This window comes from Serratia sp. 2C06 (assembly GCF_050037615.1).
Lineage (GTDB): Bacteria > Pseudomonadota > Gammaproteobacteria > Enterobacterales > Enterobacteriaceae > Serratia > Serratia ureilytica.
This window is the reverse complement of sequence record NZ_CP188299.1, coordinates 1,163,304-1,186,106: the sequence shown is the minus strand read 5'-3', so window position 1 is coordinate 1,186,106 and position 22,803 is coordinate 1,163,304. Positions and strand designations below refer to the sequence as shown.

General features: G+C 58.7%; 18 protein-coding genes. 7 read left to right on the top strand and 11 right to left on the bottom strand.

All coding sequences use genetic code 11. The features are described 5' to 3' along the window. Nucleotides 1–8: 8 nt before the first annotated feature. A complete protein-coding gene (gene fdnG / locus ACP3TA_RS06065) occupies nucleotides 9–3,056 on the bottom strand; it encodes a formate dehydrogenase-N subunit alpha (protein WP_103101707.1) in 3,048 nt (1,015 codons plus the stop codon). A 427-nt stretch (nucleotides 3,057–3,483) separates the two neighbouring features. On the opposite strand from fdnG, the gene sodA reads away from it, so the two are divergent. Both sodA and ACP3TA_RS06055 read left to right on the top strand, forming a co-directional pair. Next, entirely contained in the window at nucleotides 3,484–4,104 is a 621-nt protein-coding gene (gene sodA, locus ACP3TA_RS06060; protein WP_004934003.1) for a superoxide dismutase [Mn], read from the top strand. 125 nt (nucleotides 4,105–4,229) lie between these two features. Next, a complete protein-coding gene (locus ACP3TA_RS06055; protein ID WP_033645116.1) occupies nucleotides 4,230–6,158 on the top strand; it encodes a methyl-accepting chemotaxis protein in 1,929 nt (642 codons plus the stop codon). A gap of 32 nt (nucleotides 6,159–6,190) precedes the next feature. On the opposite strand, the gene ACP3TA_RS06050 is transcribed toward ACP3TA_RS06055, so the two are convergent. Next, nucleotides 6,191–6,805, bottom strand: a complete 615-nt coding sequence (locus ACP3TA_RS06050) for a histidine phosphatase family protein (RefSeq protein ID WP_046688002.1) — start codon at nucleotides 6,803–6,805, stop codon at nucleotides 6,191–6,193. 131 nt (nucleotides 6,806–6,936) lie between these two features. Between ACP3TA_RS06050 and yiiM the strand changes: the two genes are divergently transcribed. Further along, nucleotides 6,937–7,608 (top strand): 6-hydroxyaminopurine reductase, encoded by a 672-nt coding sequence (gene yiiM / locus ACP3TA_RS06045; protein ID WP_206196329.1) that lies wholly within the window; start codon nucleotides 6,937–6,939, stop codon nucleotides 7,606–7,608. A 102-nt stretch (nucleotides 7,609–7,710) separates the two neighbouring features. Continuing rightward, on the top strand, nucleotides 7,711–8,490 hold the full coding sequence (locus ACP3TA_RS06040; protein ID WP_047025984.1) for a class I SAM-dependent methyltransferase: 780 nt from the start codon (nucleotides 7,711–7,713) through the stop codon (nucleotides 8,488–8,490). 11 nt (nucleotides 8,491–8,501) lie between these two features. Here the strand turns inward: ACP3TA_RS06040 and ACP3TA_RS06035 are convergent, their stop codons facing one another. Continuing rightward, entirely contained in the window at nucleotides 8,502–8,864 is a 363-nt protein-coding gene (locus ACP3TA_RS06035) for a YibL family ribosome-associated protein (protein ID WP_021504152.1), read from the bottom strand. A 73-nt stretch (nucleotides 8,865–8,937) separates the two neighbouring features. Next, nucleotides 8,938–10,404 carry a PLP-dependent aminotransferase family protein gene (locus ACP3TA_RS06030; protein WP_033645119.1) on the bottom strand — a complete coding sequence of 489 codons (1,467 nt, stop codon included), beginning with the start codon at nucleotides 10,402–10,404 and terminating at the stop codon, nucleotides 8,938–8,940. 148 nt (nucleotides 10,405–10,552) lie between these two features. Here ACP3TA_RS06030 and ACP3TA_RS06025 point away from each other — a divergent pair, with 148 nt between their 5' ends. Then, complete coding sequence (locus tag ACP3TA_RS06025) at nucleotides 10,553–11,161, top strand: LysE family translocator (protein ID WP_033652305.1); 609 nt, start codon at nucleotides 10,553–10,555, stop codon at nucleotides 11,159–11,161. Here the strand turns inward: ACP3TA_RS06025 and ACP3TA_RS06020 are convergent. The 4 genes from ACP3TA_RS06020 to ACP3TA_RS06005 form a co-directional block, all read right to left on the bottom strand. After that, nucleotides 11,158–11,709, bottom strand: a complete 552-nt coding sequence (locus ACP3TA_RS06020; protein WP_016929575.1) for an MltR family transcriptional regulator — start codon at nucleotides 11,707–11,709, stop codon at nucleotides 11,158–11,160. The two genes, ACP3TA_RS06025 and ACP3TA_RS06020, sit on opposite strands and share 4 nt — an antisense overlap. A gap of 94 nt (nucleotides 11,710–11,803) precedes the next feature. Next, complete coding sequence (locus ACP3TA_RS06015; protein WP_206196328.1) at nucleotides 11,804–12,949, bottom strand: mannitol-1-phosphate 5-dehydrogenase; 1,146 nt, start codon at nucleotides 12,947–12,949, stop codon at nucleotides 11,804–11,806. A gap of 58 nt (nucleotides 12,950–13,007) precedes the next feature. After that, nucleotides 13,008–14,921 carry a PTS mannitol transporter subunit IICBA gene (locus ACP3TA_RS06010; protein ID WP_033652307.1) on the bottom strand — a complete coding sequence of 638 codons (1,914 nt, stop codon included), beginning with the start codon at nucleotides 14,919–14,921 and terminating at the stop codon, nucleotides 13,008–13,010. A 542-nt stretch (nucleotides 14,922–15,463) separates the two neighbouring features. Then, nucleotides 15,464–16,183 (bottom strand): DUF3053 domain-containing protein, encoded by a 720-nt coding sequence (locus tag ACP3TA_RS06005; RefSeq protein WP_025304780.1) that lies wholly within the window; start codon nucleotides 16,181–16,183, stop codon nucleotides 15,464–15,466. Nucleotides 16,184–16,402: 219 nt separating this feature from the next. Between ACP3TA_RS06005 and ACP3TA_RS06000 the strand changes: the two genes are divergently transcribed. Continuing rightward, entirely contained in the window at nucleotides 16,403–17,407 is a 1,005-nt protein-coding gene (locus ACP3TA_RS06000; protein ID WP_060660858.1) for a Fic family protein, read from the top strand. Between the two features lie 40 nt (nucleotides 17,408–17,447). On the opposite strand, the gene glyS is transcribed toward ACP3TA_RS06000, so the two are convergent. Further along, a complete protein-coding gene (gene glyS / locus ACP3TA_RS05995) occupies nucleotides 17,448–19,517 on the bottom strand; it encodes a glycine--tRNA ligase subunit beta (protein WP_033645123.1) in 2,070 nt (689 codons plus the stop codon). A gap of 9 nt (nucleotides 19,518–19,526) precedes the next feature. After that, the gene (gene glyQ, locus ACP3TA_RS05990; RefSeq protein WP_004933966.1) at nucleotides 19,527–20,444 is read right to left on the bottom strand and encodes a glycine--tRNA ligase subunit alpha; all 918 of its coding nucleotides are present in this window, start codon (nucleotides 20,442–20,444) and stop codon (nucleotides 19,527–19,529) included. 475 nt (nucleotides 20,445–20,919) lie between these two features. Between glyQ and ACP3TA_RS05985 the strand changes: the two genes are divergently transcribed. Continuing rightward, nucleotides 20,920–21,594: an acyl-homoserine-lactone synthase gene (locus ACP3TA_RS05985; RefSeq protein ID WP_042783396.1), complete on the top strand. Its 675-nt coding sequence runs from the start codon at nucleotides 20,920–20,922 to the stop codon at nucleotides 21,592–21,594. Here the strand turns inward: ACP3TA_RS05985 and ACP3TA_RS05980 are convergent. Further along, nucleotides 21,541–22,287, bottom strand: a complete 747-nt coding sequence (locus ACP3TA_RS05980) for a helix-turn-helix transcriptional regulator (protein ID WP_033652310.1) — start codon at nucleotides 22,285–22,287, stop codon at nucleotides 21,541–21,543. The genes ACP3TA_RS05985 and ACP3TA_RS05980 overlap by 54 nt on opposite strands. Between the last annotated feature and the right edge of the window lie 516 nt (nucleotides 22,288–22,803).

Sequence of the window (22,803 nt, the reverse complement as noted above, 5' to 3'; positions counted from 1 at the left end):
CGTCTCCGTTACACCTTTTCCACGTTGACCAGGAACGCCTTGAACTCCGGCGTTTGCGTATTGGCGTCGCCGACGAACGGCGTCAGCGTGTTGGCGATAAAGCCTTTCTTCGCCACCCCTTCGTAACCCCAGTGAATCGGGATGCCGATGGTGTCGACTTCCTGGCCGTGCACCTGCAGCGTACGAATTCGCTTGGTCACCACCGCCTTGGCCTTGATGTAGCCGCGGTTGGAACTGACCTTCACGGTATCGCCCTGCTTGATGCCCTTCTTCTCCGCCAGCTTTTCGCCGATCTCCACAAACTGCTCCGGCTGCGCGATGGCGTTCAGCCGCGCGTGCTTGGTCCAGTAGTGGAAGTGCTCGGTCAGACGATAGGTGGTGCCGACGTACGGGAACTTGTCGGATTTGCCCATCGCCGCCAGATCGTCCTTGAACACGCGCGCCGCCGGGTTGGACACCACGTTCGGGTGCAGCGGGTTGGTGCCGAGCGGCGTTTCGAACGGCTCGTAGTGTTCAGGGAACGGCCCTTCCGCCATCTTGTCGGTGGCGAACAGGCGGCCCATGCCTTCCGGCTGCATGATGAACGGCCCGACGTCGCTGCCCGGCGCGGCGGTGCTGTAGTCCGGGATATCGGCCCCGACCCACTTGGCGCCGTCCCACTCCAGCAGCTGGCGTTTCGGATCCCACGGTTTACCCTGCGGATCCGCCGAGGCGCGGTTGTACAGAATGCGGCGGTTGAGCGGCCATGCCCAGGCCCAGCCCAGCGTGTTGCCGAGGCCGGACGGATCGGCGTTGTCGCGCCGCGCCATCTGGTTGCCGGCCGGCGTCCAGCTGCCGGCGAAGATCCAGCAACCGCTGGCGGTGGTGCCGTCGTCGCGCAGCTGCGCGAACGAGCTGAGCAGCTCGCCTTTTTTCACCACCACTTTGCCGTCGGCATCCAGCAGATCCGCCAGCGCCTTGCCGTTGTTCTCCTGCGCCACCTCTTCTGGCGCCGGGTTGTCCGGCGTCAGGTAGTCCCAGCGCATGTTCAGCACCTGTTCCGGCACCGCGCCGCCGTCGCGCGCATACATCTCGCGCAGGCGGCTGAAGATGCCCGCCAGGATCTCGCCGTCGTTCAGCGCTTCACCCGGGGCGTCCGCGCCTTTCCAGTGCCACTGCAGCCAGCGGCCGGAGTTGACGATCGAGCCGTTCTCTTCGGCGAAGCAGGTGGACGGCAGGCGGAACACTTCGGTCTGGATCTGCGAGGAATCCACCTCGTTGAACTCGCCGTGGTTCTGCCAGAAGTTGGAGGTCTCGGTGTTCAACGGATCGATGGTCACCAGGAACTTCAGCTTGGACAGCGAAGCCACCACCTTGTTTTTGTTCGGGAACGACGCCACCGGGTTAAAGCCTTGGCAGAAGTAGCCGTTGACCTTGCCCTGCGACATCATCTCGAAGTACTGCAGCACGTCGTAGCCTTTGTCCCACTTAGGCAGCCAGTCAAAGCCCCAGCTGTTGTCCTTCTGCGCCTTGTCGCCGTAGAAGGTCTTCATCATGCTGACGAAGAATTTCGGGTAGTTGCCCCAGTAGTTCACCTGGCCCGGCAGCAGCGCCTTCGGCGTGTTGGCCTTCAGGTAGGTCTCGAGATCGGTCTGTTTCTCCGACGGCAGCGTCAGGTAGCCCGGCAGGCTCTGCGACAGCAGGCCGAGATCGGTCAGCCCCTGGATGTTGGAGTGGCCGCGCAGCGCGTTGACGCCGCCGCCCGCCATGCCCATGTTGCCGAGCAGCAGCTGGATCATCGCCATGGTGCGAATGTTCTGCGCGCCGACCGAGTGCTGAGTCCAGCCCAGGGCGTACAGGAACGAAGCGGTCTTATCCGCGACGCAGGTTTCGGCGATGTATTCGCACACCTTGAGGAAATCGTCCTTCGGCGTGCCGCAGATGTTGGTCACCACGTCAGGCGTGTAGCGGCTCACGTGCTGCTTCAGCAGGTTCCACACGCAGCGCGGATCCTGCAACGTGACGTCGCGCTTGGCGAAGCCGTTCTCGTCGAACTGGTAGTTCCAGGTGGTTTTGTCGTACTTGCGGTTTTCCGCGTCGTAGCCGCTGAACAAGCCGTCTTCGAAGGCAAAGTCTTCCCGCACCAGCAGGCTGGCGTTGGTGTAGGCCTCGACGTACTCGCGGTTAAACTTGTTGTTGGTCATCAGATACAGCAACACGCCCGACAGGAAAGCGATGTCGGTCCCGGAGCGGATCGGCGTGTAGAAGTCCGCCACCGATGCGGTTCGGGTAAAGCGCGGATCGATCACGATCAGCTTGGCATTGTTGTGTATTTTGGCTTCCATCGCCCAGCGGAACCCCACCGGATGCGCTTCCGCCGCATTACCGCCCATGACGATAATCAAATTCGCGTTCTTGATATCAACCCAGTGGTTGGTCATCGCACCGCGACCAAATGTTGGAGCAAGACTTGCTACCGTTGGTCCGTGTCAGACACGCGCCTGGTTGTCTACGGCAAGCATGCCGAGAGCGCGACTAAATTTTTGCGACAGAAAACCGGTTTCGTTGCTGGCGGCCGAGGCGCACAGCATGCCGGTGGTCAGCCAACGGTTGACGGTAACGCCCTGGTCGTTGGTTTTGATGAAGTTGGCGTCACGGTCTTCTTTCACCAGCTTGGCGATGCGGGTAAAGGCGTCGTCCCAGCTGATGCGCTGCCATTTGTCCGACCCCGGCGCCCGGTATTCCGGGTACTTGAGGCGGCTTTCGCTGTGGATAAAGTCAACCAGGCCGGCGCCTTTCGGGCAAAGCGCGCCGCGGTTTACCGGGTGATCCGGATCCCCTTCGATATGGAAAATGCTTTCTTTGGCGTTTTTGGCGCCATCACCAAGGCTGTACATCAACAGCCCACAGCCGACGGAACAATACGTACAGGTATTACGGGTCTCGCGGGCGCGCAGCAGTTTGTACTGCCGGGTTTCCGCCAACGCCACTTCGGGGGCAAAGCCCAGCGCGGCTACCGTCGTTCCTGCCATACCGCCAGCGCAGATCTTAAAGAACTGCCTTCTGCTGACCTGCATGGGGGTCTCCTTTACTCTCGATTGTCACATTGTTCAAATGGCGCTCCTCGCCAAAACGGCGGAGCGCTAATGTCACTGTTGTTATGCTGATACGCGACGCGGCGATATTACCACAGCGTGCTTGTGGTTGTTACACACTCGTGCTCATTCAGTGAACGCATTGGCACATTTCGATACATTTCGGCGTCGCAGCAGGCTCGGCGCTCTCTACAGTATAGAGAGTAACCAACGCATCGGCGCCAAGGCATGAAGAGGCGCTCAAGGCCTCCTTTCTATCAGTATGTTAACGCAGCGATTTGTTCATTAACCACACAGTTAGCAGGGCATTGATAATCATTTTCAATATCATTTAATTAACTATAATGATCCGACTGCTTACGCGGTGCTCGCCCTTTGCGCCGCCCATACACCACTGGAGATGATGATTATGAGTTATTCACTGCCATCCCTGCCGTACGCTTACGACGCACTGGAACCGCATTTCGACAAGCAGACGATGGAAATCCATCACACCAAACACCATCAGACCTACGTCAACAACGCCAACACCGTGCTGGAAGCTTACCCTGAGCTGGCCAAATACAGCGTTGAAGAGCTGATCCAGGATCTGGATAAAGTGCCTGCCGACAAACGCACTTTCATGCGCAACAACGCCGGCGGCCACGCCAACCACAGCTTCTTCTGGAAAAACCTGAAAACCGGCACCACGCTGGGCGGCGATCTGAAAGCGGCCATCGAGCGCGATTTCGGCAGCGTTGAGAAATTCCAGGAAGAGTTCGAGAAAGCCGCAGCCACCCGCTTCGGTTCCGGTTGGGCCTGGCTGGTGCTGAAAGACGGCAAACTGGCCGTGGTGTCTACCGCTAACCAGGACAGCCCGCTGATGGGCGAAGCCGTCGCCGGCGCTTCCGGTTTCCCAATCATCGGTCTGGACGTGTGGGAACACGCTTACTACCTGAAATATCAGAACAAACGCCCTGACTACATCAAGGCGTTCTGGAACGTGGTCAACTGGGACGAAGCGGCCGCACGCTTCGCCGCGAAGAAGTAATTCGCCACCGTTGATGAAGATGCCCGCCGCAGGCGGGTATTTTTTTGCCTGAAATCCGCTAAAGTTTGACCACTTCTTGCCGATGGTTTGTTCAATTGACGTTCGCCCGGAGAAGGAAAAACGCTATGGCGGCATTGCAAGCATTGGCAGGAAAGTTCACCCATCTCACCGTAGGTAAAAAGCTCGGCTTCGGTTTCGCGCTGTTGCTGCTGTTGGCGGTCGTCATCGCCGGCACCGGGGCGCAATACCTGCACATCATCGAATCCCGCGCCGATCGCATCGACTTCAGCAACCGGCTGAACGAGGAGATCAACCAGGCCAAATACAACCGCGCCATGTACGGCCAGACCTACCAGCCGGAGTATCTGCAGAACAACCGCGCCAATATCGATAACGCCGTCAAACTGATAGACCAGGGCCAGACGTTGGACTGGGACGCCCAAAGCCGCAAGGATCTGCAGCGTCTGGTGACGCTGATTGGGGAATATCAGCAACAGCAAAAAATCTTTGAGCAGGCGGTCTCGGCGAAAGACGCGGTGCGCCAGAGCTGGAACATGTCGGAAGTGCAGGCCAGCCTGAGCCAAGTGGAGCGCCAGCTCACCAACGGCGATCTGCAGTTGGCCTTCATCCAGCTGAACCAGAAGCTGACCCAGGTGCGCTACGGCGCGCGCGGTCTGCTGCTGAGCCTGAACAAGGAAACCGAAGCGCCGCTGATGGCGGCCATCGACGACGCGCGCGACGCGGCCAACGCCTTGAGCCGCCGGGTCAGCGACGCGCAGCGCCCGCAGCTGCAACCGCTGCTGGCTGCCCTGGACGATTACAAAAACCGTATCGCGGCCTACCTGCCGGCCTATGAGCACGAGCAGCAGATCAGCCGACAGCTCGGTGAACGCGCGCATGAGATCGGCACGCTGGTGAACGCCTTTATGCAGGACGAATTGGCGCAGACGCGCAGCAACATCAACCTGGCGCAGCTGCAGATGGGCATCACCACCCTGATCGCGATTATCGCCGGAGTGCTTATCGCCTGGCGCATCACGCTGCAGATCACCCGTCCGCTGCAAAGTACGCTGGCGATGGCGGAACGCATCGCCAGCGGCGATCTGCGCCAGGCGCAGACCAGCACCCGCCGCGATGAGTTGGGGCAGTTGCTGAACGCGGTGGCGGCGATGAGCCAAAATCTGCGCACCATGATTGAGAAGATCCAGATGGGGGTCAGCCAGGTCTCCACCGCCTCCGCGGAAATCGCCGCCGGCAACACCGATCTCTCTTCCCGCACCGAGCAGCAGGCGGCGGCGGTCGAGGAAACCGCCGCCAGCATGGAACAGCTGACCGCCACGGTGAAACAAAACGCCGACAATGCTCATCACGCCAACCAGCTGGCCACCGACGCCTCGCAGACCGCGCAACAGGGCGGCAAGCTGGTGGAGAACGTGGTCAGCACCATGCGCGATATTTCCAGCAGTTCACAGCGTATCGCAGAAATTACCACCCTGATCAACGGTATTGCCTTCCAGACCAACATCCTGGCGCTCAACGCCGCGGTGGAAGCGGCGCGCGCCGGCGAACAGGGACGCGGCTTCTCGGTGGTCGCCAGCGAAGTGCGCAGCCTGGCGAGCCGCAGCGCCCAGGCGGCGAAGGAGATCGAAGGGCTGATCGCCGAATCGGTCAGCCGGGTGAAAACCGGCACCGAACTGGTGGAAAGCACCGGCAATACCATGGAGCAGATCGTCCGCTCGGTTACCCACGTGCGCGACATCATGGCCGAGATCGCCGCCGCCTCCGATGAACAGACGCGCGGCATCGCCCAGATTGGCCAGGCGATCGTCGAAATGGACCATACCACTCAGCAGAACGCCGCGCTGGTGGAAGAGTCCGCCGCCGCCGCCGATTCGCTGGAAGAGCAGGCCGACATGCTGTTGCAGAGCGTTTCGGTGTTCCGTTTGGCGGAGCAGACCGAACCCGCCGCCGTGAAAGCCGCTGCGCAGAAAGCGCCAGCCGTAAAACCCGCGGCCGCCAACGCCGCAGCGGAAGAGAACTGGACCACCTTCTGACGCCCTCAGGCGAGGAATATCCGTTCCTCGCCCTATCTTTGTGGCAACAGGTGGGTCGCGACTCCCCAATTCAACAAATTAAAACCAGAGGCGGTCACATCAAGCATTGCGTAGCCGCAATTGCGATGACCGTATCTGCGGAGGTCCTCCTGCGGGTAGGCCCCTTTAAGCCACCAAATCAGTGCCTGCAGAGCATGGCCGTGCGTAACAACACCAAGCGTTTGATTTTGTCCATCGACAGCCAGATCGGACAGACAAGCCATTAGGCGCCAGGCAACCTCATAAGCATTCTCCCCTCCCGGAGCCGACGCCTCTGCCTTACCGGCAAAGAGGCACTGCGTCGCTTCTGGATAATCGCGCATGGCCTGCGCATAAGATAATCCTTCCAGTCGGCCAAAATCTTGCTCCTGCAAACGCTCATCCATTTGCACAGTGCAGCCACATCTCTCAGCCAACGTCTCCGCTGTCGTAAAAGCCCGACCAGCCGGTGAACTGATCAACAAAGTGACCGATAACATTTGCAAGCGAGCGCCAAGCCCAGCGATTTGACGTCGCCCCTCTTCTGTCAGCGGACTGTCACTTCGCCCCTGAATAATCCCCGAGCGGTTCCATTCTGACTCCGCATGCCTCAATACAATGAAACGCATGGTTTTTTCTCGACGATAAAAGCCTAAATATAGACAGGAAAAACACATCCTTCCGTACAGGTAAATGCCGGGTAGTGTACGAGAACAACTCAGGCTATGCTGAGCCCTCGACGCGAGACACGGAGGCGCACATGCATCACCCAGACGTTTACATCGGCAGCATTCAACCCTATGAAGGCGGGCGCCCCAGCGCCATCGCCAAACGCCAGGTGGATGGCACCATCCGGCTCACGCCGCTCGGCCTGGAAGGCGACGAACAGGCCGAAAAAAGCTACCACGGCGGGCCGGACCGCGCGCTGTGCCACTACCCGCGCGAGCATTATGCCCACTGGCGCGAGCAGTTTCCGGCGCAGGCCGAGCAATTTTGCGCCCCGGCCTTCGGCGAGAATATCTCCACCGAAGGGCTGACCGAACACAATGTGTTTATGGGCGACATCTTCCGCTGGGGCGAGGCGCTGATCCAGGTCACCCAGCCGCGCTCGCCGTGCTTCAAGCTCAATTATCACTTCGCCATCGAGGACATTTCGGTGCTGATGCAGCAAAGCGGCCGCTGCGGCTGGCTGTATCGGGTGGTGTCGCCGGGCGCGGTCAGCGGCGATCGTCCGCTGGCGCTGGCGGCGCGCAACAGCGATGTGTCGGTGGCCGAAGCCATCGCCATCGCCTGGCACATGCCGTTCGATGCGGAACAGTATCGCCGCCTGTTGGCGGTGGCCGGCCTCTCCGCCAGCTGGAGCAAGACCATGCTCACGCGGCTCGCCGAAGGGCGCCTTGAGGATTTCAACCGCCGCCTGCTCGGCCATTGAAAGCGCGGGCGGAAAAATGAAAAACGTGCGCCGAATGCCGCGTTAACCCTTTTCTTCCGCCTATACTGTAGCCGCACGTTTTTTCAGCCAGGAGCCAGGTATATGACCACCCCGACCCATTCGATTCATCACGCCGCCGCCGAGGGCTATCAGGCCAATGCCGATCGCTATGTGAAAGGCCGGCCGGATTACCCGCCGGAAATCGCCGCCTGGCTGCGTGACGTCATCGGCCTGCACGCCGGCATGACGGTCATCGATCTCGGCGCCGGCACCGGCAAGTTCACCCCGCGCCTGCTGGAAACCGGCGCGCAGGTGATCGCCGTCGAACCGGTGCCGCAAATGCTGGAAAAACTGTCGGCGGCGCTGCCGCAGGTGAAAACGCTGGCGGGCACCGCCGACGCGATCCCGCTACCGGACGAGTCGGTGGATGCCGTGGTGTGCGCCCAGTCCTTCCACTGGTTCGCCACGCCGCAGGCGCTGGCGGAAATCCAGCGCATTCTCAAGCCCGGCGGCAAACTCGGCCTGGTGTGGAACATGCGCGATGCGCGCGTCGGTTGGGTGCGTAAACTGAATCAGATCGTCGATAGCCACGAAGGCGATGCGCCGCGTTTCTATACCGGCGAATGGCGCAAACTCTTCCCGTTCAAAGGCTTTGAACCGCTGCAGGAGCAGGTGTTTATGCTCGGCCACCGCGGCGCGGTGGAGGACGTGATCTACAACCGCGTGCGTTCAACCAGCTTTATCGCCGCGCTGCCGCAGCCGCAACAGGAGCAGGTTATCGATCGGTTGCGCCAACTGGTGGAGGAAGAAGAGGAACTGCGGGGCAAGGACACGGTCACCGTGCCCTATCAGACCAAGGCGTATTTCACCACCAAGGTCTGACGCCCGGGGATTCAGAACGCTTTCTTGGCGTAGCCGGTGACCGCTTTCAGGCCCATCTCGCGGCCCAGCGCGGTCATCGGGTGCACTACGATCAGCCCGCGCGCGCTTTTCTTCAGCGCGCCCATATCGGCCTGCTCTTTCTTGGTGATCTCGCGGCTGAACGGCAGCTGGCTCAGCTTCTGCGCTTCGGCGCTCAGCTTCTCGCCGCGCACGTTTTTCAGGCGCTCGATCTCCGTCGCCAGCTTCTCTTTCTCTTTGGTGTGCTGCGCGATCAACTCAGGGTTGCCCTGTTGGATCACGGTGGCGTCTTTGTGGTTCAAGGCGTCCAGCAGGTCGCTCAGGCGCTTGATCTCTGCCTTTTCTTTCTCTTTCATGGTCTCTGGCCCGTTGTGCCCAAAATGGCACGCTAATCAATGATACCGGCATTGTAGCAAAAGGCGCGCGCCGTTACCCGCCCTGCGCAATGCCGGGCGGCAGGCCGCTCATCTCGCAGGCCCTGGCACCGAGCCGGGCCAGCGCCTGGGTGTAACGCGCGTTGAACGGGTAGCAGCAGGAGAGCCGCAGCGCGTTGCGGTAGCGCCCGCTCGGGGAATACAGGGTGCCCGGCGTCAAACAGATCTGCTCCTCCAGCAGCTGATGGAACAGCGCCACGCTGTCCACGCCGGGAGGGAATTCGACCCAGAACACGAAGCCGCCCGCCGGCTGCGTGGCCAGCGTGCCGCGCGGGAAATGCCGGGCGATCAGCGCCCTCGCCTCGTCGACCTGCGCCGCATAGCGCTTGCGCAGGTTGCGCAAATGGTGATCGTAGCCGCCGCTCTCCAGGAAGGTCGCCAGCGTTTCCGACAGCAGCTGCGACTCGGACATCGACGACACCGCCTTCAGCTTGCGCAACGCCTCGTGAAAACGGCCGCCGCAGATCCAGCCGACGCGAAAATCCGGCGCCAGCGTTTTGGTGAAGCTGGAGCAAAACAGCACCCAGCCGTCGCGATCGAACGCCTTCACCGCCGGCGACAGCGCGCCGCCGAACTGGATCTCGGCATACAGCCCATCTTCAATCAACGGCACCTGATGATCGTTCATCAGCCGCGCCAGCCGCTTTTTCGCGGCCAGCGGCATGGTGCAACCCAGCGGGTTTTGCACCGTCGGCATGGCGATCACCGCATTCAGCCGCTTCTCGTTCAGCAGCAGCTCCAGCGCGTCCAGCGACAGCCCCAGCTGGGGATCGGTAGGGATTTCCAGCGCTTTCAGCCCCAGGCTGGCCAGCAGCGGCAGCAGATAAAAGTAGGTCGGTGACTCTAGCCCGACGCAGTCGCCCGGTTTGGTGGTGACGCGCAGCGCCAGCTGCAGCGCCTCCATGCAGCCGTGGGTCAACACCACGTCGCCCGGCTCCAACAGCATGCCGAGCGTCATTGAGCGGCGGGCGATCTGCTGACGCAGCCGCAGGCTGCCGGGCGGCAACGGATATTGTCCGATCAGACCCGGCTGGCGGCGCAGTTGGGAAGACAGCATGCGCCCCAGTTTGCCGCCGGGATAGAAATCGCTGGTCTGCGGGCAGGCCAGCGCAATGTTGGTGAAGGCCGGGTTCTGCTGGGCGGCGAACACCGTATCGATCAACGCCAGCACGTCGTCCGCCGGCGGCTCGATGCGGCCGCTGGGCGCCGAGGCCATCTTCAGCGCCGGCAGCGTGCTGCGGACATAAAACCCCGACTGCGGCCGCGCTTCGATCAGCCCGCGATCCTCCAGCGTGCGGTAAGCCGACACCACGGTATTGATGCTGACGCGATGGGTTTGCGCACAGCGCCGCACCGAAGGCAAGCGGTCGCCGGGCTGTAGCGTGCCGCGGCGAATGGCTTCGGCCAGCGTATCCGCCAGCTGCAGGTAACGGGTATCCGGGGTTTCATCGAGCAAGGTCACAGTTTCTCTCCAGGCAATGGGTACAGTTTACATTTCATACAACTGTAACCATGACAATATCCGATTTGTGATTCTGTCACCATCCCATCGCAGCGATTATGCTGATCCTCTCGTTATTACCGTCATTTTCACGTTCAAGGAACCTGCCATGCTGGACTCCGCCTTTGTCAGCTACGTCACCGTCATGTCGATCACTCCCGGCCCCAACAACCTGCTGCTGGCCTCGTCGGGCGTTAACTTCGGCCTGCGCCGCACCCTGCCGATGCTGTTCGGCATCTGCGTCGGTTGTGCGGTACAGCTGGCGATCATTATCCCGCTGCTGGCGCTGGCACTGAGCTGGGCCGGCGTCATCCGCCTGCCGCTGGCGGTGATCGGCTGCGCCTATCTGCTGTGGCTGTCATGGAAGCTGTTTCAGGCGGCCTCGCCGGACGCCAAAGAACAGGCGCAGCCGATGAGCCTGCTCAGCGGCGCGCTGTTTCAGGCGGTCAACCCCAAGGCCTGGCTGATGGTGATCAACGTGGCGATCCTGTTCACCCCGCGCGAAGGCGCCACTTTCGTCCATACGCTGTCTATCATCGCCGGTTTCGCGCTGCTGAACTTGCCGTGCGTGCTGCTGTGGGCGGTGTTGGGCGACCGGTTGCGCAACGCGCTGCGGGTCACCTGGAAACTGCGCGCCTTCAACGGCGTGATGTCCGGGCTGATGGCCGCCACCGCGCTGTGGTTGCTGTTCGACGAATGGCGCGCGGCCTTCGCTTAGCCGCGGCCGAGAGGAGAGAGTCGGGAAGGTTGTTTGGCGCCGATGCCGGCGATCAGGTCGGTAATGGACAGCACCATGGTGGAGCGCACCATCTGCTGATAGCGCTGGCGCTGCATGGCGATCAGCGCTTCATCCGCCTCGCCCGGCTGCAGGAAGGTCGGCACCGGCGGCAGCGCGGCCACGCAGTGCAGCTCGCCGAACGGCCCGAGGATTTCGTCGTCGACGAAGCGGTATTCCGAACCGTCGTGGTTCAGCTCTTCGCGCATCGCCATCAGCAGTTCGGCGTCTTCATATTCGTGGCGGGAGATCACCCCCAGCCCGTACATCAGCTTCAGGCGTACCGACAGCTCCCCCAGCGGGCCGCTGCCGGACAATAGCGGTTCGACGGCGTATTTCACCGCATAGTCGTCCTTGCGGAATACCTGCACCACCAGCACGTTGAGCGCTTCCGCCAGCAGCTCTACCGCCGCGATCAGGAAGCTGCGCACCGTTTTGCCCGCGTTCAGCTTTTCCAGAACCTGGTTTTCAAATGCCTGTGCTTCTTCCATCGTCGCTTTTCGAAAGGCGTGGGGAGGGCCGTCGATGCCGAACTCGGGTTCCAGGAGCGCAGCAAGCTGCGCTCGGGTGTTCATCATCACGATTCTACTTGTGCATGGCGTTATACACAGCAACGGCCTCTTCTACAACCTCGCTTTCCGCCGGCAGGCCGGAAATTTGCGCCAGCGCGGCTTTCGGCCCGAGCGTGTTCAGCAGTTCCGCCAGTTCCTGCGCCTGCGGCTCCTGTTCGCTGCGGTAGCTCATGGCGGCGGCGATGCCCTGGATCAGGTTGGCATGCGGCAGGCCGTATTCCAGCGTGCCCAGCAGCGGTTTGATCAGGCGATCGCCGGCGCTCAGTTTGCGCAGCGGCTGGCGCCCTACGCGCTCGACGTCGTCGTGCAGATACGGATTTTCAAAGCGGCCGAGGATTTTGTTGATGTAGGCGGCATGCTTGTCGGCGTCGAAGCCGTAACGCTTGATCAGCACCGCGCCGCTCTCTTCCATCGCCCCTTTCACCACGCGGCGGATCGCCGGGTCGAGAATGGCGTCGCGAATGGTTTGCAGCCCGGCCCGTTGGCCGAGGTAGGCGGTGATGGCGTGGCCGGTGTTGAGGGTGAACAGCTTGCGCTCGACGAACGCCATCAGGTTGTCGGTCAGTTCCATGCCGGCGATCGCCGGAGGCTGGCCTTTAAACTGCGTCTGATCGACGATCCATTCGCTGAAGGTTTCCACCGTCACTTCCAGCGGATCGCTGCTGTCCGCCGGCGGCACGATGCGGTCGACCGCCGAATCGACAAAGCCGACGTGCTGTTCAACCCATGCCTGCTCGTCCTGCGGCAGCGCGGCGAACACGTGCTGCTTCAGCTGGCTGGTGCCGCGCACCATGTTCTCGCAGGCGATGATGTTCAGCGGTTGCACACTGCCCTGCTGATGGCGCAGCACCAGCCCTTTGGCGATCGTGCCGGCGATTTTGGCGAGAATTTGCGGGCCCACGGCGGTGGTCACCAGATCCGCCTCGGCGATCAGCGCCACCGCAGCCTCACTGCCGCTGTTGACGGCGCTGACGTTGTTGACGCTCTCCACGCGTTCTTGCTCGCCCACCACGTGCACCGCGTAGCTTTTACGGCTGTTCAGCAGATCCAGCACCGTTTGATTGACGTCGGCGAAGGTCAGTTCAACCCCGGCGTCCGCCAGCAGCTTGCCGATAAAACCGCGGCCGATATTCCCTGCGCCAAAATGTAATGCTTTCATAACTCTACCTTCTTAATGTCGAAGGGTGCAGCAAGCTGCACCCTTTAAAATGATTCCGTTATCCGGCTTTTTTGCCGCCGAGCAGGTCCAGCACTTCCTGAACGCTGGTGGTATTCGCCAGCCGCTCGATCACGCTCTCGTCATCCAGCGCGTTGGTCAGGCTGGTGATCACCTGAATATGCTCGTTGTTGCGCGCGGCGATGCCGATCACCAGACGGGCCACTTCATCCTCTTCATCGCCGAAGCGCACGCCCTGTGGGTACTGACAGAACACCACGCCGGTGCGCAGCACCCGGTCTTTGGCCTCGATGGTGCCGTGCGGCACGGCGATCGATTCGCCCAGGTAAGTGGAGGTGAGCTTTTCGCGCTCCAGCATCGCCGGCACGTATTCCGCCTCGACGTAGCCGCCCTTCACCAGCTGCTCGCCGGCGAAGCGGATCGCCTGCTCTTTGTCGCTGGCCTGCAGGTTGAGGAACACGTTGCTCTCGCTCAGCTTGAACAGGTTCGGTTCCCCGGCTTCAAAGCTGTCGTCCAGCGCGCCCAGCACCTTCTGCTGGTTGTCGGTGGTTTTGTTGACCGCCACCAAACGCTCGACCAGATCGCTGTACAGCTTGCTGTCGAGGAAGTTGGTCAGCGAGATGTGCTGGGCCTGCGGCGCGTGGCGCATCGCGCGCTCGGTCAGATCGCGGTGGGTGATCACCAGATCCACGTCGTCCGGCAGGCTGTTGATGGCGCTGTTGGTCACCGAGATGTTCTTCAGCCCGGCGTCGGCCACTTTCTTGCGCAGCACCCCGGCGCCCATGGCGCTGGAACCCATGCCCGCATCGCAGGCGACGATGATTTTGCGCACGGTGCTCAGATCGCCGTCGACCGATGCCGCCGCGCCGCCTTTGGACTGCGATTTCATCTCTTGCATGCGACGGGTCGCAGCTTCCAGATCGTCATCCTCTTTCACCTTGGAGGTTTTCAGCAGGAAAGCGGATACCACGAAGGAGACGGCGAAGGCTGCGCATACCGCCGCAATGTTGGCGAAGTAAGCGCCTTTCGGCGTCATCGCCAGCACCGCCAAAATCGAACCCGGGGAAGCCGGAGAAACCAGGCCGCCGTTCAGCATCGTCAGGGTAAAGACGCCGGTCATGCCGCCCAGGATCACCGCCAGCAGCAAGCGTGGGTTCATCAGCACGTAGGGGAAGTAGATTTCGTGGATGCCGCCCAGGAAGTGAATGATCGCCGCACCGCCGGCGGATTGCTTGGCGCTGCCGCGGCCAAAGAACATGTAGGCCATCAGCACGCCCATGCCCGGACCTGGGTTGGCTTCTATCAGGAAGAACACCGATTTGCCGGCTTCCGTGGCCTGCTGAATACCCAGCGGCGAGAAGATGCCGTGGTTGATGGCGTTGTTCAGGAACAGGATTTTCGCCGGTTCAACGAAAATGGACGCCAATGGCAGCAGGTTGTTCGTCACCATCACGTGCACGCCCGCCGCCAGCAGCTTGGAAAGCACCTCCACCAGCGGCCCGATGCCCAGGAAGGCCAGGATCGCCAGCAGCATGCCGATGATGCCGGCGGAGAAGTTGTTCACCAGCATTTCAAAGCCGCTTTTGATCTTGCCGTCCACCCAGCGATCGAAATGCTTGATGGCCCAACCGCCCAGCGGGCCGGCGATCATCGCGCCGAGGAACATCGGCATGTCGGCGCCGACGATGACGCCCATGGTGGTGATGGCGCCGACCACGCCGCCGCGATCGCCGCCCACCAGCCGCCCGCCGGTGTAGCCGATCAGCAGCGGCAGCAGGTAGGTGATCATCGGGCCTACCAGCTTAGCCAAGGTCTCATTCGGCAGCCAGCCGGTTGGAATGAATAGCGCGGTGATAATCCCCCAGGCGATAAAGGCGCCGATGTTGGGCATCACCATGTTGCTCAGGAAGCGGCCAAAGTTTTGCACTTTAACCTTGATGTCTGGTGAAAACATAAAACACACCCCTATTGTTACGCGCTGACAATAGAGCGCGTGATTATTGTTGTGACGATCCAGCCGTGTTGCCGCTGTATGCGAAACGGACTCTATCACGCTGTTTTTGTCACGCGAACTTCACGGATTTTTTGTGATACAAATCACACACAACACCCCAATAAACCACCCTTTATAGTGACCAATATCACATTTATGGCGTGTAAAAAAAGCACAGTGAGAAAAAAGTCGCCACAAAACCCCCAATAAAGTGACTATGATCACATTTTTAAATTGGCGTTTTGTTTTTGAATTGTGACATTAGTCACAATTTATTTTTAGCTGCAGCGCCGATCGCAACGCTCTGTTTGATCTTCCCTGTGAGCACTCATCCCGCCGGGAACTAGCGAAGTGATGAATGAAAGAAAACTACATTGCCTAATGAATGGATTAATTGAAGTGTAGTACAGAAGCCTGCGCAATAAGCCAGCAAGCGATTGGAAACGCTGAGGGGAAATAAAACAGGCCGGCAATGCCGGCCTGTTTCGCGCCTGGACGCGTTATTATTGCGTCACGCTTTGAATGGTTTTCTGCGCATTCATCAGGTTCTGCTGCTTAGCCACCAGATTCGACATCATGGTGTTGTATTGCGCCACCTGCTGCGCAGTGCGGAACTGCACGCCGTTGTTGTTGAAGCTGACCTGATTGCCCTGGCTCTGCAGGAAGTCGCCGACCTGCACCAGATCCTGCACAAAGCTGGCGGTAGTCGGGATCGCCGGCATCAAGGCGTTGGCCGGGGCGGTGACGATCTTGTCATAGGCCTGGTTGTACACCGCCTTCAGATCGTCAGGCTGCTTCAGCGCCGCGTGGGCAGTATCCGCCTGCGATTTGGCCGACTGGATCTGCTGGCCCAACAGGTTCAACGCCCCGACCGATTGCTGCAGCGCGTCGCGTTTGTTCAGGTAGTCCTGCGCGGTGCGGATCTGGTTAATCTGATCCAGCGCCGGGGTCAGGCTGGCGCCGACCGATTTGGACAACTGCTGCGAAAAACCGACCAAAATCGCGTAATCGCCGGCATAGTTGCCGAACTTCTGCTTCTGATCTTCGCTCAGCGTGGGGATATTCGCCCCGCTGCGCATCACGGTATTCTGTAAGTAATCGATAAATGCTTTGCGCTGTTCCGGCTCTTTATCGCCGCAGGCGGTCAATTGCATGACCACCAACAATGCCAATACCGGTGCCAACCAACGCGCGAAACCTCTGCTCTGGATCCCTACCGCCATGTGACATAACTCCTGTTATAAACCTGCTTTTTCATTGGACTCCGCCCCTTTTTCCGCACTCCGTGCGCCTATAAGAATAGATCAACTGGCGGCGTTCCGATACGCGATTCCGCTTGCGGTGAACATTGTCTCGGCCGGAGGCGGTTGAAAACGGCGTACTGCACGTGCCACGCACGCATGGTACACTTTTCCAACGTTTATCGTCGGGCCAACTTGCTCATGTCCTCTTATCAGCCACCGTTGACCATCACGCCCTCCATTCTGCATCTGGCGACAGACGTCGGCGCCGCATTGGCCCGTTTGACGATACAAGCGGAACAAGAGCATGCATTGCGGCTAAGGCGCATCAATCGGATCCGCACTATTCAAGGTTCGTTGGCGATCGAAGGCAATACCCTGAGCGAAGAGCAGATCACCGCTATCATCGCAGGTAAGCGCGTCATCGCCCCTCCGCGTGACGTTCAGGAAGCGATGAATGCCATCCATTGCTATACCAACCTGAATCATTGGCATCCCGAAAATGAACGCGATCTGCTTGCCGCACATGGGATGTTGATGAACAGCTTACTGCCTGATGCTGGCCGCTATCGTCAAAGCGGCGTCGGCGTGATGAACGGCAATGTTGTGATACATATGGCTCCACCGGCGGAACGCGTACCGTTGCTAATCCGTCAATTGCTCATCTGGCTGCAACAAACCGACCTGCCACCGCTGATCGGCAGCTGTGTATTTCACTATGAATTCGAATTTATCCATCCCTTTGCCGATGGAAACGGCCGTATGGGACGGTTGTGGCAAACGCTGATTTTGTCACGCTGGGATCCGTTGTTCGCCAACGTGCCGGTTGAGAGTCTGGTACATGATAACCAACCCGGATATTACCAGGCGCTGAATGCCAGCAACCAAAAGACCGATTGCTCACCCTTCGTTGAATTCATGCTGGAAATGATTCTAAAAGCGCTTGAGCTGAGCATTACCCCCCAAGTCACCCCCCAAGTCACCCCCCAAGTCGCTGACTTGCTAGCGGCGCTGCAAGGGGAGATGTCGCGAGAAGCACTCCAGAATGTTCTACAGTTGCAAGATCGAAAATCTTTCCGCGAGCGCTATCTACAGCCGGCCTTGAATGCGGGTTGGATTGAAATGACGCTACCGGATAAACCCAAGAGCCGTTTACAACGCTATCGCTTGACCGCTGCCGGTATCAGACTGTTACGCCAACCATAAAAAAGGCGCCCGCAGGCGCCTTTTCACAGCAAAGAATCGCTTACTGCAGCACGGAGATATCCGCCACCTGCAGGAACAGCTCACGCAGTTTGCTCAGCAGCGTCAGACGGTTAACGCGCACTTCCGCATCGTCCGCCATTACCATCACGTTGTCGAAGAACGCATCCACCGGCTCACGCAGCGCGGCCAGTTCCACCAGCGCTTCCTGGTAGTTGCCCGCCGCGAAGTACGGCTGCAGCTTGTCGCGCAGCACCACCAGGTGAGTCGCCAGCTGGATCTCCGCCGCATCCTTCAGCACCGAGGCGCGCACGCTGTCGTTCAGCGTTTCGGTAGACTTGGCCAGAATGTTGGAGACGCGTTTGTTGGCCGCAGCCAATGCCGCCGCCTCGTCCAGCGTACGGAAATGGGATACCGCCTTGACGCGCGCGTCGAAGTCGGCCGGTTTGGTCGGACGGCGCGCCAGCACCGCCTGAATGGTATCGACCGCGTGGCCTTCTTCCTGATACCAGGCGCGGAAACGACCCAGCATGAATTCCACCACGTCGTCGACCACCTTGGCATTGGTCAACTTGCTGCCGTACAGGCGCACGGCCTCTTCGGTCAGAGTCTGCAGATCCAATGGCAGGTTTTTCTCGACGATGATGCGCAACACGCCCAGCGCGGCGCGGCGCAGCGCGAACGGGTCTTTATCGCCCTTCGGATGCTGCCCGATGCCGAAGATGCCGGCCAGGGTGTCCATCTTGTCGGCGATCGCCAGCGAGCAGGCCACCAGCGACTGCGGCAGCGCATCACCGGCGTAGCGCGGCTGATACTGCTCGTTCAGCGCAACGGCGACGTCTTCCGCCTCACCGTCGTGGCGCGCATAATGCATGCCCATCACGCCCTGGGTGTCGGTGAATTCGAACACCATGTTGGTCATCAGGTCACACTTCGACAACAGGCCAGCACGGGTGGCGTGGTTGACGTCGGCGCCAATCTGGCCGGCAACCCAGCCCGCCAGCGCCTGGATGCGATCGGTTTTGTCGCGCAGGGTGCCCAGCTGCTGTTGGAACAGCACGGTTTCCAGGCGCGGCAGGTTGTCTTCCAGACGTTTTTTGCGGTCGGTGTTGAAGAAGAACTCGGCGTCGGCCAAACGCGGACGCACCACCTTCTCGTTGCCGGAGATGATCTGCTGCGGGTCTTTCGACTCGATGTTGGCCACGAAGATAAAGTTAGGCAGCAGTTTGCCTGCGGCGTCGTACACCGGGAAATACTTCTGGTCGCCCTTCATGGTGTACACCAGCGCTTCCGCCGGCACCGCCAGGAATTTCTCTTCGAATTTGGCGGTCAGCACCACCGGCCATTCCACCAGCGAGGCCACTTCTTCCAGCAGGCTGTCGCTCAGATCGGCCTTGCCGCCGATCTTCTGCGCCGCCAGTTCGGCGTCGCGTTTGATAAGGGCTTTGCGCGCTTCGTAGTCAGCGACCACTTTGCCGCGCTCCAGCAGGATCTGCGGATATTGGTCGGCATTGTCGAGGGTGAACTCGGCTTCGCCCATGAAGCGGTGGCCGCGCACGGTGCGCGCGGATTCGATGCCCAGCACGGTGCCCGGGATCAGATCGGCGCCCAGCAGCATCGTGACGGTGTGCACCGGACGCACGAACTGCACGTCGGAATCGCCCCAGCGCATCAGTTTCGGGATCGGCAGCTTGCCGAGCGCGGTGCTGACCATGCCGGCCAGCAGTTGTTGCGCCGACTGGCCTTTGACATGGGCGCGGTACATCAACCACTCGCCCTTGTCGGTCACCAGGCGCTCCGCCTGATCGACGGTGATGCCGCAGCCGCGCGCCCAGCCTTCGGCCGCTTTGCTCGGTTTGCCTTCGGCGTCGAACGCCTGAGCGATCGCCGGGCCGCGTTTTTCAATTTCGCGATCGGCCTGCGCCGCGCTCAGGTTGGCCACTTTCAGCGCCAGGCGGCGCGGTGCGGCGAACCAGCTCACGTCACCGTGCTCCAGGCCGGCGTTGTCCAGCTCGGCGGTGAAGTTGGCGGCGAAAGATTCCGCCAGGGAACGAAGAGCCTTCGGCGGCAGCTCTTCCGTGCCGATTTCCACCAGGAAAGTCTGTTGAGTCATGGCTGCCTCTTAGTTCTCGTTCTTCTTGTTGCACATCGGGAAGCCCAGCGCTTCGCGGGAAGCGTAGTAGGCTTCGGCAACGGCTTTGGTCAGCGTGCGGATGCGCAGAATGTAGCGTTGACGCTCGGTCACCGAAATCGCCTTGCGCGCGTCCAGCAGGTTGAAGGTATGGCCCGCCTTCAGGATGCGTTCGTAGGCCGGCAGCGGCAGCGGTTTTTCCAGCGCCAGCAGCGATTGGGCTTCTTTCTCGTACTGCTCGAAGCAGGAGAACAGGAAGTCGACGTCGGCGTATTCGAAGTTGTAGGTGGACTGCTCCACTTCGTTCTGATGGAACACGTCGCCGTAGGTGGTGACGCCCAGCGGGCCGTTGCTCCACACCAGATCGTACACGCTGTCCACGCCCTGGATGTACATCGCCAGACGCTCCAGGCCATAGGTGATCTCGCCGGTCACCGGCTTGCACTCCAGGCCGCCGACCTGCTGGAAGTAGGTGAACTGCGTCACTTCCATGCCGTTCAGCCACACTTCCCAACCCAGGCCCCAGGCGCCGAGCGTCGGGTTTTCCCAGTTGTCTTCCACGAAGCGGATGTCGTGGATAGTCGGATCCAGACCCAGCTCTTTCAGCGAGCCCAGGTAGAGTTCCTGAATGTTGTCCGGCGATGGCTTAATCACCACCTGGAACTGATAGTAGTGCTGCAGACGGTTCGGGTTTTCGCCGTAGCGGCCGTCGGTCGGGCGACGGGATGGCTGCACATAAGCGGCGGCCATCGGCTCCGGCCCCAGTGCGCGCAGGCACGTCATCGGGTGTGAGGTTCCCGCGCCGACTTCCATGTCCAATGGTTGAACGATGGTGCAGCCCTGGCGCGCCCAATAATCCTGCAGTGTCAGGATCAGGCCCTGGAAGGTCTTGGTATCAAACTTTTGCATGTTGAATTCGCACGCGATACAAGTGGATTTATATGGAATGCGCCAGTATACCCTTTGACCGTAAGATATACAGCCAGAATCCGGCAACAAGTGCGAATCGGGGCAAGAAGCGCTGGATTTTCACCCGTCGGCCAAGAAAACCGTCGGCAGCATCGGCGCCGCAGAGGGCGAGGTAACCGCACCGCTTTCGCAGGCTCGGGTATCGGCTGGCTTTAGAGAAACGCCGATTCATCCCCCGCATGCTTCCACTACCGGCAGCTTGAGGCTTCTTCGACAAACAACAGGCGTGTTGAACAATATTCAAATAAGTGAATGGAATGAAAAAAAACATAACTCAGTGTTATATATTTACTTTATTCTCACCGACGCGGCATCGACTGAAATTTACTTGCCATAGTGACTCTGGTAGTATAACAAGAACAAATAACAGCCGCAGCTAAAAAGCCATTTAAGTCGCTTAGGAAAAAGATTGAAAATGATAGAGCTCTTTGACGTAGACTATAATTTGCTGCCAGATAACAGATCGAAAGAACTATTCTCTTTAAGAAAAAAAACGTTTAAAGACCGTTTAGACTGGCTCGTTAATTGCGAAAATAACATGGAGTTTGACGAATACGACAACCGTCACGCCACCTATATTTTCGGTACCTACCAAGATCACGTCATTTGCAGCTTGCGATTTATCGAAACGAAATACCCAAACATGATCAGCGATGGCGTATTCGACAATTACTTTAACGATATAAAACTCCCCGAAGGGAATTACGTTGAAGCCAGCAGATTATTTATAGACAAGGCGCGCATTCAAGCACTTCAACTCCATCAAGCGCCAATTAGCACCATGCTTTTCCTGTCGATGATAAACTATGCAAGAAGCTGCGGCTACGAAGGCATATACGCCATTATCAGTCACCCGATGCGCATTATTTTCCAACGCTCCGGCTGGCATATCTCGGTGGTAAAAACCGGATGCTCCGAAAAGAATAAAAATATTTATCTGATCTATCTGCCGATAGACGATGCCAACCGGAACAGATTGCTGGCGCGCATCAACCAACACGCCACAAAGTGGGATAACCCGTTGGATTCCTGGCCATTATCCTTCCGAGTCAGCGAGAAGCGGCCGGATGAGCTGCAGCTCCACACCTAACCTGATGGCATGTTTGGCATTGGTGACGCCAAGCTTTTTGACGGCGTTGCCGATGTGATATTTTACGGTGGTGAGTTTTATTCCCAGGATAAGGGCAATTTCTTGATAGGATTTACCTAAGCTCGCCCAGTAGATGATCTCATTTTCACGCTTGGAGAAAAACTCCCGCTGGTTCATTTTTTCAAAGTCAGCCGGCGTGCTCATTTCCTGGTAGAGCGCCGTCATTTTTCCGTGCATGGTAATCAGCAGCATTTGAATTTCGGCCTTATTATTGTCAATCTGCTGTTCAACATCCGCATCACAATGCTTATCCAACATAATGGATAACACCACCAGATTATGATGATGATCGTGCAAGACGAAAGTATACCCATTAATAATATTGTAGTTCTTGGCCATATCAAAAATCTTTGGCAATTTTAATCCTGCGCCAATTTCCAAATCTTTATCCCAGGTAAACGGGGTGATTCTATGCGATGCGGTAATCAAAACGGGATCAATAAACTGATAGTTGTTTTTGATATAAAACTCGAACCACTCCGTCCTATTGGAAATGATTGAAAAGCTAGTCGGATTTCTTTTATTCATTATAGCATAGGCATATTTTATATTATTGTATTTGCTCAGCCCGCTTTCCAACTCTTCTTTTATAGAGGCATTAATGGTTTCATTATTGAAAAAAAAGTTAGACACTCACCAATCCTCTTCAAGAAATAACATCACTATAAAACTGAGAAGAGTATAACCCGGTTGCGCCGCCAAGTAAATTAAACCGACAGGCATAATAGGAAGCGTTAATAATCAACAGGTGTTTTAAAGAGTCAATTAAAATAATTTCGGAGGGGAAATTAATTTAATCGAGAAATAAGCGCGTCGCTGAAGAAGGGGCGGCAGAGGGCATTATCCGGCAAAGAAACACAAAGAAAACAAAATCATAACAACTCGGCATCATGACATGCATCTGACAAAAGCGTTCTGTCGCGTTGAAGATGAGAGGGGGCCAGACAGGCAGGCGAAAACGCCCCGCATCCGATGATGAAGGGAAAAAGCCATTGACAGTGAAGATTTGGATATACAATAATAACCAAAATTTTCCCTGGTGTTGGCCAAGTGGCTACCTGATCCTTTATAGGATCAGTTTTTTTTTGTAGCGCTGTATTTTATCGTTATGCAATAACGATAAGAACTTTCAGCGATAAATGATAGTTG

Bases quoted from the DNA above. Each gene is read 5' to 3' on its own strand.
- ACP3TA_RS06050 (WP_046688002.1), bottom strand. From the start codon at position 6,805: ATGCGTTTCATTGTATTGAGGCATGCGGAGTCAGAATGGAACCGCTCG.
- ACP3TA_RS06020 (WP_016929575.1), bottom strand. From the start codon at position 11,709: ATGGAAGAAGCACAGGCATTTGAAAACCAGGTTCTGGAAAAGCTGAAC.
- ACP3TA_RS06010 (WP_033652307.1), bottom strand. From the start codon at position 14,921: ATGTTTTCACCAGACATCAAGGTTAAAGTGCAAAACTTTGGCCGCTTC.
- ACP3TA_RS06055 (WP_033645116.1), top strand. From the start codon at position 4,230: ATGGCGGCATTGCAAGCATTGGCAGGAAAGTTCACCCATCTCACCGTA.
- ACP3TA_RS06015 (WP_206196328.1), bottom strand. From the start codon at position 12,949: ATGAAAGCATTACATTTTGGCGCAGGGAATATCGGCCGCGGTTTTATC.
- ACP3TA_RS06035 (WP_021504152.1), bottom strand. From the start codon at position 8,864: ATGAAAGAGAAAGAAAAGGCAGAGATCAAGCGCCTGAGCGACCTGCTG.
- ACP3TA_RS06025 (WP_033652305.1), top strand. From the start codon at position 10,553: ATGCTGGACTCCGCCTTTGTCAGCTACGTCACCGTCATGTCGATCACT.
- ACP3TA_RS06040 (WP_047025984.1), top strand. From the start codon at position 7,711: ATGACCACCCCGACCCATTCGATTCATCACGCCGCCGCCGAGGGCTAT.
- ACP3TA_RS06000 (WP_060660858.1), top strand. From the start codon at position 16,403: ATGTCCTCTTATCAGCCACCGTTGACCATCACGCCCTCCATTCTGCAT.
- glyS (WP_033645123.1), bottom strand. From the start codon at position 19,517: ATGACTCAACAGACTTTCCTGGTGGAAATCGGCACGGAAGAGCTGCCG.
- ACP3TA_RS05985 (WP_042783396.1), top strand. From the start codon at position 20,920: ATGATAGAGCTCTTTGACGTAGACTATAATTTGCTGCCAGATAACAGA.
- yiiM (WP_206196329.1), top strand. From the start codon at position 6,937: ATGCATCACCCAGACGTTTACATCGGCAGCATTCAACCCTATGAAGGC.
- sodA (WP_004934003.1), top strand. From the start codon at position 3,484: ATGAGTTATTCACTGCCATCCCTGCCGTACGCTTACGACGCACTGGAA.
- ACP3TA_RS06005 (WP_025304780.1), bottom strand. From the start codon at position 16,183: ATGGCGGTAGGGATCCAGAGCAGAGGTTTCGCGCGTTGGTTGGCACCG.
- glyQ (WP_004933966.1), bottom strand. From the start codon at position 20,444: ATGCAAAAGTTTGATACCAAGACCTTCCAGGGCCTGATCCTGACACTG.